16 protein-coding genes are annotated in these 13,272 nt (G+C 43.4%); 6 read left to right on the top strand and 10 right to left on the bottom strand.

Going from position 1 to position 13,272, the window contains the following annotated elements:
* Positions 1 to 90 precede the first annotated feature (90 nt).
* From HWQ38_RS00540 to HWQ38_RS00495, 10 genes are all read right to left on the bottom strand, one after another.
* Positions 91 to 297 carry a hypothetical protein gene (locus HWQ38_RS00540; RefSeq protein ID WP_094346557.1) on the bottom strand — a complete coding sequence of 69 codons (207 nt, stop codon included), beginning with the start codon at positions 295 to 297 and terminating at the stop codon, positions 91 to 93.
* A gap of 40 nt (positions 298 to 337) precedes the next feature.
* Positions 338 to 1,798, bottom strand: a complete 1,461-nt coding sequence (locus HWQ38_RS00535; RefSeq protein WP_292789074.1) for a hypothetical protein — start codon at positions 1,796 to 1,798, stop codon at positions 338 to 340.
* Complete coding sequence (locus HWQ38_RS00530; RefSeq protein ID WP_292789072.1) at positions 1,795 to 2,364, bottom strand: hypothetical protein; 570 nt, start codon at positions 2,362 to 2,364, stop codon at positions 1,795 to 1,797. Before HWQ38_RS00530 ends, HWQ38_RS00535 begins: the two co-directional genes overlap by 4 nt.
* Before the next feature lie 64 nt (positions 2,365 to 2,428).
* Positions 2,429 to 3,070 (bottom strand): hypothetical protein, encoded by a 642-nt coding sequence (locus tag HWQ38_RS00525; protein WP_292789069.1) that lies wholly within the window; start codon positions 3,068 to 3,070, stop codon positions 2,429 to 2,431.
* On the bottom strand, positions 3,009 to 3,284 hold the full coding sequence (locus HWQ38_RS00520; RefSeq protein ID WP_292789066.1) for a hypothetical protein: 276 nt from the start codon (positions 3,282 to 3,284) through the stop codon (positions 3,009 to 3,011). The genes HWQ38_RS00525 and HWQ38_RS00520 overlap by 62 nt, the downstream gene beginning before the upstream one ends.
* A gap of 46 nt (positions 3,285 to 3,330) precedes the next feature.
* Positions 3,331 to 3,993: a hypothetical protein gene (locus tag HWQ38_RS00515; RefSeq protein ID WP_292789064.1), complete on the bottom strand. Its 663-nt coding sequence runs from the start codon at positions 3,991 to 3,993 to the stop codon at positions 3,331 to 3,333.
* A gap of 12 nt (positions 3,994 to 4,005) precedes the next feature.
* Positions 4,006 to 4,515: a hypothetical protein gene (locus HWQ38_RS00510; protein ID WP_292789061.1), complete on the bottom strand. Its 510-nt coding sequence runs from the start codon at positions 4,513 to 4,515 to the stop codon at positions 4,006 to 4,008.
* A gap of 326 nt (positions 4,516 to 4,841) precedes the next feature.
* Positions 4,842 to 5,114, bottom strand: a complete 273-nt coding sequence (locus HWQ38_RS00505; RefSeq protein WP_292789058.1) for a hypothetical protein — start codon at positions 5,112 to 5,114, stop codon at positions 4,842 to 4,844.
* Positions 5,104 to 5,673, bottom strand: coding sequence for a hypothetical protein (locus HWQ38_RS00500; RefSeq protein ID WP_292789055.1), 570 nt, complete (start codon positions 5,671 to 5,673; stop codon positions 5,104 to 5,106). The genes HWQ38_RS00505 and HWQ38_RS00500 overlap by 11 nt, the downstream gene beginning before the upstream one ends.
* 3 nt (positions 5,674 to 5,676) lie before the next feature.
* Positions 5,677 to 5,838 carry a hypothetical protein gene (locus tag HWQ38_RS00495; protein WP_196525725.1) on the bottom strand — a complete coding sequence of 54 codons (162 nt, stop codon included), beginning with the start codon at positions 5,836 to 5,838 and terminating at the stop codon, positions 5,677 to 5,679.
* Between the two features lie 314 nt (positions 5,839 to 6,152).
* Between HWQ38_RS00495 and HWQ38_RS00490 the strand changes: the two genes are divergently transcribed.
* The 6 genes from HWQ38_RS00490 (at position 6,153) to HWQ38_RS00465 (ending at position 13,220) form a co-directional block, all read left to right on the top strand.
* A complete protein-coding gene (locus tag HWQ38_RS00490; RefSeq protein WP_118171711.1) occupies positions 6,153 to 6,362 on the top strand; it encodes a helix-turn-helix transcriptional regulator in 210 nt (69 codons plus the stop codon).
* The gene (locus HWQ38_RS00485; RefSeq protein WP_118171710.1) at positions 6,347 to 6,556 is read left to right on the top strand and encodes a hypothetical protein; all 210 of its coding nucleotides are present in this window, start codon (positions 6,347 to 6,349) and stop codon (positions 6,554 to 6,556) included. The genes HWQ38_RS00490 and HWQ38_RS00485 overlap by 16 nt, the downstream gene beginning before the upstream one ends.
* A 197-nt stretch (positions 6,557 to 6,753) precedes the next feature.
* A complete protein-coding gene (locus tag HWQ38_RS00480) occupies positions 6,754 to 8,016 on the top strand; it encodes a hypothetical protein (RefSeq protein WP_292789048.1) in 1,263 nt (420 codons plus the stop codon).
* Between the two features lie 198 nt (positions 8,017 to 8,214).
* Positions 8,215 to 9,603 (top strand): replicative DNA helicase, encoded by a 1,389-nt coding sequence (gene dnaB / locus HWQ38_RS00475; RefSeq protein WP_292789046.1) that lies wholly within the window; start codon positions 8,215 to 8,217, stop codon positions 9,601 to 9,603.
* A gap of 418 nt (positions 9,604 to 10,021) precedes the next feature.
* On the top strand, positions 10,022 to 10,417 hold the full coding sequence (locus tag HWQ38_RS00470) for a hypothetical protein (RefSeq protein WP_292789044.1): 396 nt from the start codon (positions 10,022 to 10,024) through the stop codon (positions 10,415 to 10,417).
* 10 nt (positions 10,418 to 10,427) lie between these two features.
* Entirely contained in the window at positions 10,428 to 13,220 is a 2,793-nt protein-coding gene (locus HWQ38_RS00465) for a tetratricopeptide repeat protein (RefSeq protein ID WP_292789042.1), read from the top strand.
* Positions 13,221 to 13,272: the final 52 nt, after the last annotated feature.

Genomic DNA, 13,272 nt, shown 5'->3' with positions numbered 1-13,272 from the left:
AGTTAATTGCCACTTTTTCTTAAATTCTATTGGGTGCATAGTATTCACCTATTTCAAGTAATTAATTAGCAGAGACGCGGATAGAAATTATCAAAGGTAAGAATCTATAACTTTCCCCTCAGCTGACCATTTTTCATCTAGTAGACGACAAGCTACATAAACCACTTTTTGAGGGTTGCGCTTGTGCCCTCCATTTATCCCCCAACAACGGACAGTGAAATCATTTTCGTAACCTAAGACGAGTGCTAAATCGTTGTAAGTTAATTGCCACTTTTTCTTAAATTCTATTGGGTGCATAGTATTCACCTATTTCCATAAATTAATTAACAGTGAAGAGCTAAGTATCAAAAGAAATCGGCTTACCTAGAATATGGTTGTAAATATCCTCTGGGTTAAACCAGCTTGGCAGTGTGCGCTCTGCCTCCAGATATTCCTCCCCATTGTCATCAAGCAAGCCGCGAATAATCTTGACTCTAGACAGTGGGGTTTTACCGTTAGCTGAGAATTTTTGAATAAGGATTGTACCCGCCTCCCTCATTGCTTGTGTCCCTTCGGGATAGCTGGAATTCGTGTCATTGTGGGTGATACCAGTAACATTAACTTTTGCTTTTCTAGTGTCTGTCAGATGCAGTTTGTAAAACTTTTCTGCGGGTTCACCAATCAACGATTTCAGGTTGGTGTACTCATCAATAAGCACTTGTTCAGGCGTTATAGTTGCAGATTGCTCTAGGTCATTTTTCCCTTTAATTCTTAATAGCCAATGCTCACAGAGAGTATCAAGCGCAGTGCCTATCTCTAACTCGGACTCTGCAATATTTTGAGTATCAAGATATCGCCATGCTTTGGAGTTATCCCCAGTCGCGTGACGGTCAATTAAGTAGTAGATGGGAATCCCTAAACAATGCTTTCTAACAAGGGCTATAGCAGCGCTCGTGTAAGTTTTACCTGAACCCTGGCGACCGATTAACCACAGTGGGGTTAAGTTGTCGATAATCTTCCACAGCCATCCATCCTCATGGCCTTTGAGCGCTTCTATGAGTGAGTTTGCCCGTTGCTGGTCAACTGACTGCTGATTGTCACTGTCTGCGATCGCTCCCTTGGTTTTACCCTCAATCTTGCCGCGTTCTTGCTCCGCTTTCGCTTGATCTCGAAGATTCTCAGCAATGGTTTTATCCATCACAGAATGATTAACAGCACGGGCTTTCATAAAGTCTTCTAGCTGTATACGTGCCTTAGCGCGTTCATTTTCCTCATCGGTTAGCCCCAATTCTTTACGAGAATGAACGTCTAGGTCAGTTAATCCATCTTTTAAGCGTTCAGTGTAAAGCTGGGTTGAATGCTGCTTAATCTCACGTTTGTGCTTATTTTGCTGCCAAGTTGCATAGTCGCCAGTCTTTTCCAGTTCGCCCAGTTCGTAATCCGTGCGCTTGAGGCGTTGCGAACGCACGAGCAAACAACCCACAATACCCCATAGCCCAATAACTGCAATCCCATATCCAAGCAACTGATTAGGGTTATCTGTGGGCAAATCACGCACCCATTGAATTGCATCGCCCTTGTACGGAATGATGCTGCCATACAGTCCGTAGCGCTGCCATTCTTCAGTAAGGACAAAACGCGGTTGGTTGCAAAAACGCTTATCCAAAGCTATTTGACTGTGTACGCCGTTTGCTGACCTTGGGCAAAATTGAATTTGTGTCAGGTCGTAAGGCTGACGTGTTTGCGATGTTGCTAGCCCGATGATTGCGGCTACACCACACACACCAGCCAGTACTAACTCGAAAACACCCTGTTTCATTCCCGCCCCTTAAAAATAATTGCAATAGAGCCAATGAATAAAGCCAACGCGACTGCAATACTTACCCAAGGGTCTGATTGCGGGTTCTGTTTTTCAATGGTTTGAATATCTTGGCTAATCTGCGTGACTGTTTCTTTAGTCAAATTCTCAAAATATTGATGGTCTTTGACTGCTAACCAAGTTGTGATACCTGCAAACACCAAGCCTCCAGCAGTTTTTATAAGATTTTGCATATTATCTACCTCTAGTCCGTCACTGTTGTAATTAACTCTCAAGCCCGTTAACCCAGCCAAAGAGCCAACGCTGCATATAGAAAATGAGAGCGAAATTGCCAGCCAGAGATTAACGCCACCGCCAGTTATTAAGAGATATTTAGCTATAAAGAATCCCGTAGAATTTAGCGACCAACCGACAAAGAATCTCGTCAATTTTTCAGTTGTATTGATAACATCTTTGCGGTGCTGCTTGCGCGACTCTAAATGTTCTATCAAGTCTTTTGGTAACGGCGTATCTGGGGCGATTTCGCTTACTAATTCCTCTTGATCCTCTTCAAGGTCGTATGTCATATAACTGTTATGATATTTACTTGCCCGACAGTTAATTCAGGCGGTAACTGTCGGGATTGAACTGTCATAAACCTAGCAGAGCATCCTTGATTTTTTGCACTATCGAGCGCCCAGCATATTGTTTTTTCGGCTTGAAGTCATCACGAGCGTTATCACCCATTTCTAAGTAATACTTGCCCAGTTCTCTATCATGTTGCAGGTCAATTGTTTGTTGTCTAATATCTGTCTGCAATTCTGCCTGCAACATTTTATATTCGCCATCAACTTGCATCATGTGTTTATCCACCCAAGCCTTGAGCAATAGATGGTCTGTTGCTTGTTGATGACGCAGCGCTTCTTTCTCCTTGGATGAAGCGAAATCAAGCTTCATCTCTTCTAGGATGTTTGCTAGATGAGTATCAGCTAAAATCGCTGACTGTACTGCTCTTTCAATCTTCTCGCCGCTTACACCAACTTGTTTGTAGATGTCGCTGAGAACTACGTTTAAGTCCTCAGTCCCTTTGATAGCAGCTAGCATTTGCTCTTTAACCTGTGGGGCGAATTCACTAATCTTTGCCCCGTCATTACCCATTTGCCCTATCAGCTTCAGGGCGGATTTATCACCTGTTAGCGCTCTGACTACTAAGTTGGTAGAGGCATTAAATTTAGTTTTTAATTGGCGCTCTAGGTGGCGTGATTTGGAAGTTACCAGATTCTTTAGCTTCATTGAACTTTTCACAGCGATATTCCTTCTCTGGGGTAAAGATTTGATTGCAGTGGTACTCCATTCGCCTTACATATTGCTCAATAGCTGACTTTCGTTTGAGATATTGCTGATAGCTTGATTGCTCTAGCATTGGCAGATACAAGCAGTTGTACAAGGGTAAAATCACAGCACCGAGCGCACATAAACTAACAGCAATTCTTGAGAAGTAGCTCATTCTACAAGAGCAAATCACCAAGCACTCTAAAAGCGTCAAGTCATCACTATTGAGCCGCGTTGAGCCTTGCGAGGATTGAAAATTGGGTGCTTTTAATGTTTTGGCGGATGACTCCCATATCCGCTTTCATGTCTCCTGAGAAGTTGTTAACCTTTTGGTTCAATCTAGAAGCTCTGTTGCTGACGTGTTCTCGCAAGTCTTGGGCGTTAGTTTCAAATGATTGCTCAATGACATCAAATTTATGATCAACGTAGTTCTTGATTGCAGCCGTTACAGTACTGATAAATTGGCTGTAGTCGGTAAAGGTGTCGTCAACATTTTCAGCGATACTTAATGTTTCTTGTTCGGTTAACTCAAACCCCAGCGCGGATGATTGGGCTGTTACAATCTGACGCTTATCTTCACTAGTTACAGTGATGCTGTTAATCTCTGATTCGGCGACCGCAAGCTGATTAGATTCAACTTCAGGCTGTGCATCTTCTGACCCTACTAAAAACGTTTCTTCAACGGGTTCATCAGTTACAGATAATTGGCTTGTCGCTTTAACTTTGAGATAGTCAACGGCTTGACTCAATTGCTCTTTGGTGGGATTGTCAAGGTCATCGCACTCGACAGCAAGAGCAGCTGTTGTGTAATCGTCCTTGGTGAATCCTTGATAACCCTGTTTGTACAAACGAGCGCGGACGTTATTAGTAAACTTGTCAGACATGATGATTGCTCCTTAAAGGGCTAGTGTTAAAACTTCGATGGTTGCGGATTTCATCGTTTGCGCTCGTTTGTTGATTGCCCATTTAGCAGCAACAAACGCAACAAGCGCTAAATCTTTGCAGTGGTAAGTATTTTCAGCGCTGAAAGATAGTCCGGCTTGACTAAACCAGTAGTAACGAGTGCTGCGTGGTACATCGTCAAGATTGATTTTTAGATAGTTTGCCAAAGCAGATAGTGCTTCAATACCGCTGTAGCCGCCTGATGACTCATAAAAATGCTTGAATGCTTGCCAACGCTCCTCAAATCCCTCCCTGGTTGGACTTAATGCACCATAGCGCCGTTTAAGTCCCGCAAATGTTTCAACTATGGTTTCTGCCGACTCTGATTCAACCCTCAAGCTAAAACGCTGCTTGAGAAAAGACACCACCCGATACCAAGTCTCGTCTGAGATTGTCTTGCCTAACACTCGCTCATAAATCTGCCTGAGCTGACGATACTTAGCTAAATACTTCTTTGTTGCCACGTTACCTCTGTAATCTTGTTTAAGTGTGTATAAAATCAACCGACTGCCCGGACATTCTCAGGTATTTGACTAGCCCCCAAGATTGATTCAGAGTTATGGATAAGCCCCTCTTCTTAGAGGCTGTCAATAACCTTAGAAAATAACTTTTTAGAAGACTTTTAGGCGTTGCACTCAATGGCTATAACCACGTAATAACAAAGCGCTTACCGATTCAAGACTTACTGAATTATCGATTTTACCCCGGTAAAAGCGCCCCTTTTGGACTAGTTGACGCGCTTGTGTCAAAGCCTTTGTCCACGATGCGCGGTAGTATCTGTTACCAATGGTTAGAACAAACTCAACTGTATTGAGTTTTTAGTTATCTCTGCTGTGTGCTGTTTATATAAACTCGGCACTTCGTAGCAGCGCCTTAGCACCTTGTCACGATTGAGCTTTAAGTCAGCGCTCTTAGACTGACGCGGTAAAGGACGGAAATAATATTGTGTGTGTCTGATACTGTCGTTGCTATAGAGATAGCGATAGAGAGCGCCATCGATACTGTAGGTTTTGGATTTGCTCAATAGCGTGACGCATCCTACAAGCTCTTTATCAATCATCATTCTGATCTCCTGCAATACACGCGCCCGTTAAGCTTGCACCCAAGAAGACCGCAATTGATGCGATAGCACTTCCTTCAAAAATTTTGGCGTTGTAGATCCATGTGGGTTCATATTCCTCGCCTCTACTTTGTTCAATGCGGTCAACGCCGTGACAAAAGATAGTACCAACAACCATAAAACCTGTTGTTAGTAAGCTCAGAATTGCTACTTCTGACGCAGCATCTTGTATGAATGAGTTAATCTTTTCACGCCAAGTCTTCACGCGGCGAATGTGCATTACTGGCTTTTGTTCTAGATATGAATGCCACTCAGAATCAGTAAAATTCGTGGGCTTGTAATCACAGGAAACGTGAAAGTCAAGTAGTTCGCCCACTGCTTGTATTGCATCTCCTAGCATCACATCTGGGGAGTATTCTAGTTGCCCAAATTCCTTAGAATCTCGGATTTCTCTGAGCCAGCGATCTATTGCTTCTAACCTTCGTAATTGATTTTGATTAAGCATTGTTCTCTCAAGAGGTAGTTCGTTGATTGCTTCTAAGTTGCGTAAATTGATATACATCGTTTAAGCCTTTTTAGTCTGTGTCTGTATGGGTTCGCTCGTGGCGTTGTTTGACATAATTTGCAAGAGCAAATAGTTAACCACTTCACCAGCATCATCAACACCTAATTCTTTAGCCTTTGCATTAATAAATGGCTGCAATGGCTGTCTAATACTGACTCGCATTGATAAATAACTCCTGATGAATGCAGGCATCAAGTTTAGTGAGCGGTAGTCATTCCGCTCTATGTAGTTATTAAAGTTTTGAAAATCTTTGCCGTGCAAGACTTTTGGATACTTGCGGTCATTAAGCCGTTGTGGGTGAAACCTTTGTCAGCCCTTGACTGTTTTGACTGCCCTTGTCTTTTTAGCCTTACAATGGCTATACTAATACAAGATAGCTATTAATAGCAACCTAATTTTAATTAAATAAAGCTGTGTATAACAACATTCCTTATAAGATGCTTTAATAGGAGTCTGTTATTACCAGACGGGTTTCTATGCCAGTTCGCAACACGATAAGGAGGTTTATTGACGAAAAGCTCAAAATTACGCGTTATGAGTTCAGCGAGCGTACAGGGTTAAGTAAAACGACTGTTTACAACTTATATGACAATCCTGAGCAAATACCTAATGGATTAGCGCTTAACAAAATCTGTGACTGCTATAAAATCCAGCCCTGTGAGTTATTGGAATGGAGGGAAGATTAAGCGATCGCGTAAAACAAATTTTGTATTTAGGAAAACTGCAATGCAAAAGTCCTTCAAAACAAATCCTAGCCCCAATTCCAGAGGGAAGCGGCGATATAGAATCGGCAGCCCTGGAGAGGGCAAATGGGAGCCGAGAGGGTGCAGACAATTTAGCACCTCTCCTCAAAACGGATATCCCCACTAGCAGAAACTAGAGGGGATGCGTACCAGCGGAGGCTGGATTTTATTGATTTAAACACGCCGGGTAACTCCTAGTGCAATAAGAGGCTGGACACTTCTTGGTACTGGGTACACCGCGCTCGCTATAACCATAATAACTTAAATAACTTAGCGACGCGAGTTTGCAAGATGAGGAGTTATCCGAAATCTAAAAGATTTCGAGGTAATACAAATGAATGCTACACAGGGAACTACAACACTGACCGCAGCAGGCCCGATTACAGCTTATCGACTTACTCACGGCTATGAACCTGCATATACTAAGCTCTATTGGAGCGTAGCAAATGTAGTAGGTGTTAACCAAGCTTTATTGATTCAAATCATTGAAAGCTGGTGTTTGAGCAATGCCAGACTCAACAAGCATGGCTACTTTCATGATGGGGAATGGTGGACTAGCGCTACTTACAAAGAGTGGGAAAACGCATACCCGGCGCTAGGATCACAACGTAGTATTCAACGTTTGTTGCTGGGGCTAGAGGAATCAAGCTACGTAATTTCTTGTCAACTAAAAAAGAACAAGGGCAATGCAGCTAAGTTTTATCGCGTTGACCCCATAAAAGTTGGCGCATTACTGCTGAAAGACTTATCTCTAGTACAAAAAATTAACAATACAAATACTGCTCCAATATCCATGATGCCAAAAATGGATGATGTAAATGATACACATCAACCGATAGTGCCAAAAATGGATGATGTAAATGATACACATCAACCGATAGTGCCAAAAATAGATGGCATAGTGCCAAAAATGGATGGCATAGTGCCAAAAATGGATGGGGTGCGGGCTGAAAGTCATTCACAGCATACCTCACAGCCTCTTAATAAGATTAAAGAAATAATATTACCTCAATCGATCACTGGAGAGACGGAGGAAAAAGAGAAAGAGGGGAACAAAGAAACTGACCAAGAAAAAGCACTTCTAGATAATCACTACGCTGTTAATAAAGAGAAAGTCTCTGCAACTAACGAGAAATCCACTCATGAGGATCTAAATTCCGGCGCGGCGCGTGAGAATCATTCTCAAATCTTGGTTTTCAGTGATGACCCAGTTAAAGAAGTGGATTTCCTGCTTTACTATCAGACCTATCAGCGATCGCAGAGCAAAGACATTAATAACGTAGCCCCATACGTAGCCACAGTGCTTTCTAAAAAAGATGAAGGTAGTACAGAGATATTTTGCTTATTTGAGCAATGGAAAGCGGGTTGCAGGACATTACATCGCAAAATTAACAACTTCGCTGATGACCCCGCAGAAGTAGAGAAACAGCGTCAGCGCTACGATTTTCCTAGTTGGGAGGCGTGGCTGCACGATCACTACTACAGTATGCTCCAGTCTGAGGGACTATCTAAGTTTTGCAAGCATAAAGTATCTGCCAAATGGTACGAATGGGCAAGCGCCAAGTTTCCTGAAAGATTTGTAGATATTCCCGATTGACCAAGCCCCGAAGGGGCAGGGTGTAGGGGGTAGGGTGTGGGGTATAGGGTAAGAATTTAGCCTCATCCCAAGCGCTGCGACCTAATTGTGAAGAAATTAATGGTTCCATCCCACACCCTACACCCTACCCCCTACACCCTTCTTTTTAGTGGGTATCTGACTGTAAAAATTTAGACCTAATCGAAATCAAAGATTAATATGTACGCCAGTGACGACAACGTAATTCCTTTTGCCACCACAGCCAATAAGCTACCACCACAGAGCATTGAATCTGAAGAGGCGATACTTGGGGGCATCTTGCTTGACCCAGTAGCCATAGAACGTGTCCGCGACATTTTGAAGCCGCACCACTTCTATATCAGCGCTCATGGTCGTATATACAACGCAGCCCTTCGACTTAATGCCCAAGAATTGCCCACAGATTTGTTGATGATCACGAATTATTTAGCTGATAATAGTTTGTTAGAAATTATCGGCGGTCGAAACAAGTTAGCATCGCTGGTTGACAGGACGGTATCAGCAGTTAACATTGATGCGCTGGCAGGTCTGGTTGTGGAAAAATGGAAGCGCCGAGAACTAGGTAGACTGGCAAGCCTTGCCAGTGAGTTGCAGCACAAGTCCAATGAAGAAACCCCCTTAGAGGAAGCCTTCTCACAATTACAGGACTTTATCTATGAGTTGCAGCGATCATCTGACACTGCGGGGGCCAGCCACATTTCCGAAGTGGTGATTAATCTGTTTCAGGATATTGAAGACCGCAGCCAAGGTAAAGTATTACCTGGCATTCCCACGGGCTTTTATGATCTTGATGCAATGACTTGTGGGTTTAACCGCAATGATTTAGTCATCGTTGCGGGTCGTCCGGCGATGGGGAAATCAGCGTTTGCGGCTCAGATAGCTTTTTATCTCGCCCAAGCTTACCAGTTTCCGGTTGTCGTGTTCAGTCTGGAAATGTCAAAGCTACAGATTGCCATGCGTGCGCTTTCAGGTGAGGCTGGCATAGAAAGCGGCTACTTGAAAACAGGGCGCATCTCTAATAAACAATGGGAGCCACTATCACAGGGCATCGGTACACTATCAGAGCTACCTGTTTACCTTGATGACCGCCCAGACCCATCACTGAGCTATATAGAATCTGAATGCCGTAAAATCATGGCACAAGAGCGCCGTGATTTGGGGTTAATCGTCGTCGATTATCTGCAACTGATGGATGGTAACGGCGGGGGCAATAGAAACAATGAGATAGAAAAGCTCACACGCGGACTTAAGCGTTTAGCCATGAAGTTACAAACACCTGTAATGTGTTTATCGCAACTATCAAGAGCAGTAGAAAACCGGAATAACAAACGCCCTATGCTCTCGGATTTACGTGACAGTGGCGGGATTGAGCAGGATGCGGACAAAGTAATCATGTTATATCGTGATGAATATTACGACCCCAATACGCAAGATAAAGGAATTGCAGAGATTATCCTTGCTAAAAACCGCGATGGGGCCACAGGCACAATCCAACTACTGTTTGATGCACACTTAACAAAGTTTAAGAACATGGTGCGATCGCAGTCAACACAAAGTGGCTGGGATTAAAAAGCATGGTCAGAGAAACGTTGCTTAACCAACATGGTTAAGCAACACGAGTGATACCATTCCTTACTTTGGACATGAAAGCCTGACTAAGAAAGCCTTTTGAGAGCCAATGCTGGGCATTGCTGTTGCCCGGTCGCACTTTTTATTGCTGTTCAATCGGGGTCATCGTGCCAAAATTGGAAAATTGTATGCTAAAAGATTTAGAAAATTTCCCAACACCTTGCCCAAAGTGAGTTACAGCTTGCTCAATTTGAAAATTTTTGATGTTTTATTTTTCAAGCTGTGAAGCAGTGTCGATCAGGCAGAGGAAAAATAGAAAACAGGGTTAGTTAGTAAGATAAAAATGGGATAAGTGAGATAATTAACAAGATAATCTTGTTTAGGTTAGAACAGAGTAAATTTACTTGGAGCTTTGGTCATGGTTGAACCTGTTACATCTCTGACTGCTGCAACGATTGCTACTCTAGTTGCGACCAAGGCGTTTGAAAAAACTGGGGAAAAAGTCTCTGAGTCTGTCTGGAATTTAGTCGGTAAGTTATTGTCTGCTATCCGTAAAAAGAATGTCACAATAGCAACAGCAATCGAAGCTGCTGCTCAATCGCCTCAATTGAGTGAGCAACAGATAAAGGGTTTAACCGCAAAGGTTGAAGTTCTGGCAGCAACCGATCCTGAAATTCAACAGGCAGCACAGGCGATCCAAACGGCTGTACAGGCACAACCAGGGGCGATCGTTAATCTGACCCAGCTAGCTGATAAAATCGGTGTTGTCAACCAGGGCACGATTATTAACCAGACTAATACCATCACGCTCTAGAAGCTCTGAGATGGTAGAAAAGATAGAGAAGGTTGCGGTACTCAATCAGGATCTGGTTCTGCACCAGACCAACAATGTCACGATCGTAGAGGGTCAGAAAACCCAACGGGTATACAGTTCGCCTTTGCCCGATTGCTCACTGTTTCAGGGTAGAAAAGCGGAACTGGAGGAGTTATATGGCTGGCTCCAGGATGGAACAACTTCAATGATTGGAGTGCGAGGGGAGGGGGGAATTGGAAAATCTACCCTGGTAGCTAAGGTATTTGATGAGTGTCAGGGCTTTGTGGGCAAGTGCTGGATTGATGTTCGGACTGGGACAAACATTACTGAACTTACGGAGCGGGCATTGCAGGAGTTTGGGATGCCGCCAGAGCAGATGCAGGCAATTGACAAAAAAGACCTGCCGCAACGTTTACTACGTCAGTTGCAGATTGAACGCTATCTGCTGGCGATCGACAATTTAGAGCTGATCCTGTCACAAGAGGGGAAATGGCAGAGTGGCTATGAAGAGTTCCTGGACACGTTTTTTGAATTGGGTGGCAAAAGCGTGTTGTTACTGGCGGGACGGGAGTATCCACCCAAGTATTTTGGTTGGCGGCGATCGCAATGGTTAACAGTAGATAGGGGGTTGGAGTCAACAGAAGGGGCGGCATTGTTGAAGGCGTTGGAGGCGGAAGGAGAGGAGGATGAGCGGGCTAAGGTATCACAGCAAGTAGATGGGAATCCACTCGCATTATCGCTACTAGCAGGCTGGTTACGTCAAGAGTTTCGTCCAGGAGAACGATCCGTATTACATCTGGATCAACAACCATATCTGTTTGAGGTGGAGGGTAAACACCGAGGTGAAAACCAGGTTAGTCTACAGTGCGTATTTGATTGGAGTTTTAATCGGCTTTCATCAGAGGCTCAATTTCTGCTCTCCCAAGTCAGTGTTCTTCGGGGAAGCTTTAACCGTGAGGCGGCATCTGCTTTGGTGCAACAAGCATTAGAGGATGCGAAGTTACAAGATTTTGAACGGCGATCTCTGCTACAAGAATTACCAGGAGTCGATAAGTATGGGCTGAAGCAATATCAATTGCAGCCCAGAGTGCAGGACTTTACTCAAAAAAAGGCAGGAGATTTGACTGCTGCTCATGAACGAGCAATTCACTATTACTGGGAACACCGAACTCTTGAGTTTAATCCCAACGACGACCAGGAGGCAGCAAGCGCACACCTGGCAACCTTCTATCACGCATTTACTCTAGAGTGGTATCAGACATCGGCACAAATTGTTTTTGATTGCGATAAGTTTTTATCAATACGTGGCTACTTCCAACTCCTGGTTAGCCAGTATCTACTTCTGCATAATTATTGGCAACCCACTTCAGACCAATATCAGGATTACACTTCTCTTTGTTACAATTTAGGCTTTGCCCACAGTTCCTTGGGAGAGTACCAGCAGGCAAGGAATTACTATGAGCAGGCACTCGCCATTTATCGAGAAATCGGCGACCGACAGGGAGAAGCTATTGTGCTTAAAGCTTTAGGCTTTGCCCACAGTTCCTTGGGAGAGTACCAGCAGGCAAGGAATTACTATGAGCAGGCACTTGCCATTTGTCGAGAAATCGGTAATCGACAGCAAGAAATTAGTGTGTTGAGCTATTTAGGTTCTCACTATGACAACTTGGGAATGTTTCAGCAGGCTATTGACTGCCTTGAACAGGCACACGTCATCATAAAAGATATCAGTGACTGTAAGAGAGAAGTTGTTGTACTGAACTATTTAGGGTCTACCTGCGAGTCACTAAGAGAATATCAGCAAGCTATTGACTACTACGAACAAGTACTCGCCATTTATCGAAAAATCGGCTACCGACAAGGAGAAGCTATTTCACTGATCGATTTAGGTTCTCCCTACGGGTTCATGGGAGAATACCAGCAAGCTATTGACTACTACGAACAGGCACTTGCCATTTATCGAGAAATCGGTAACCGAGAGGGAGAAGCTATTTCACTAAGCAATTTAGGTTCAGCCTGCAAATATCTAAGGGAATATCAGCAAGCTATTGCTTACTATGAGCAGGTACTCACCATTTATCGAGAAATGGGCAACCGAAAGAGAGAAGCTACTTCACTGAGCAATTTAGGTTCTCCCTACGGGTTTATGGGAGAATACCAGCAAGCTATTAACTATGACGAGCAGGCACTTGCCATTTATCGAGAAATCGGTGACCGAGAAGGAGAAGTTAGTGTGCTGATCAATTTGGGTTCAGCCTACAAGTCCATAAGAAGGTATCAGCAGGCTATTGACTATCATGAGCAGGCACTCGCCATTTATCGAGAAATCGACAGCCGAAGAGGAGAAATCAGTTCTTTATGGATTCTTAGTGATCTTTATAAACGTCAGGGTAAAATCCGAAAAGTGCAAGAATACCGAAAGCTCGCAGTCTTAAGATCCTATCCATTACCAAGCTTTTTGGAATCATCAAGAATATGGGAATCACCAGGATTATGGGAGTCAGTAGGAAGCTTACAATTGCTGAACTTCTTAATTCAAACTCTTCCATTTCCAGAACCTAGTAAAAATATAATCTTTAAACATCTTGAACAGAAAATTAAAGGATGGTCAAAAGTAGCTATTTTGAAAAGTCAAACTCAAAATATAAAGCAGTTTTTTTGGCTAATGGATGTTTTTGCAGTAGGTGAGTTCCTTATTATTTTTCTTCCGATTTATTTATTTAAAAGATTCAAAGCATCCTTCATATTCTGGTCTTTGGTAGGAGTAGTAATTATGTTAATCATCTGGTGGTTCAAAAAATAACATAACCGACTTTGGGGTAGCCTCTCCAGTTGGTTACACAATCTGGATGCCT

The sequence above is a fragment of the Nostoc sp. NMS7 genome, from assembly GCF_017115085.1.
Classification (GTDB): Bacteria; Cyanobacteriota; Cyanobacteriia; order Cyanobacteriales; family Nostocaceae; genus Nostoc.
This window is presented reverse-complemented; position numbering and strand designations above follow the sequence as displayed.

Bases quoted from the DNA above. Each gene is read 5' to 3' on its own strand.
- HWQ38_RS00540 (WP_094346557.1), bottom strand. From the start codon at position 297: ATGCACCCAATAGAATTTAAGAAAAAGTGGCAATTAACTTACAACGAT.
- HWQ38_RS00515 (WP_292789064.1), bottom strand. From the start codon at position 3,993: ATGTCTGACAAGTTTACTAATAACGTCCGCGCTCGTTTGTACAAACAG.
- HWQ38_RS00535 (WP_292789074.1), bottom strand. From the start codon at position 1,798: ATGAAACAGGGTGTTTTCGAGTTAGTACTGGCTGGTGTGTGTGGTGTA.
- HWQ38_RS00465 (WP_292789042.1), top strand. From the start codon at position 10,428: ATGGTAGAAAAGATAGAGAAGGTTGCGGTACTCAATCAGGATCTGGTT.
- HWQ38_RS00525 (WP_292789069.1), bottom strand. From the start codon at position 3,070: ATGAAGCTAAAGAATCTGGTAACTTCCAAATCACGCCACCTAGAGCGC.
- HWQ38_RS00480 (WP_292789048.1), top strand. From the start codon at position 6,754: ATGAATGCTACACAGGGAACTACAACACTGACCGCAGCAGGCCCGATT.
- HWQ38_RS00485 (WP_118171710.1), top strand. From the start codon at position 6,347: ATGGAGGGAAGATTAAGCGATCGCGTAAAACAAATTTTGTATTTAGGA.
- dnaB (WP_292789046.1), top strand. From the start codon at position 8,215: ATGTACGCCAGTGACGACAACGTAATTCCTTTTGCCACCACAGCCAAT.
- HWQ38_RS00495 (WP_196525725.1), bottom strand. From the start codon at position 5,838: ATGCGAGTCAGTATTAGACAGCCATTGCAGCCATTTATTAATGCAAAG.
- HWQ38_RS00490 (WP_118171711.1), top strand. From the start codon at position 6,153: ATGCCAGTTCGCAACACGATAAGGAGGTTTATTGACGAAAAGCTCAAA.
- HWQ38_RS00470 (WP_292789044.1), top strand. From the start codon at position 10,022: ATGGTTGAACCTGTTACATCTCTGACTGCTGCAACGATTGCTACTCTA.
- HWQ38_RS00500 (WP_292789055.1), bottom strand. From the start codon at position 5,673: ATGTATATCAATTTACGCAACTTAGAAGCAATCAACGAACTACCTCTT.
- HWQ38_RS00530 (WP_292789072.1), bottom strand. From the start codon at position 2,364: ATGACATACGACCTTGAAGAGGATCAAGAGGAATTAGTAAGCGAAATC.
- HWQ38_RS00505 (WP_292789058.1), bottom strand. From the start codon at position 5,114: ATGATGATTGATAAAGAGCTTGTAGGATGCGTCACGCTATTGAGCAAA.
- HWQ38_RS00520 (WP_292789066.1), bottom strand. From the start codon at position 3,284: ATGAGCTACTTCTCAAGAATTGCTGTTAGTTTATGTGCGCTCGGTGCT.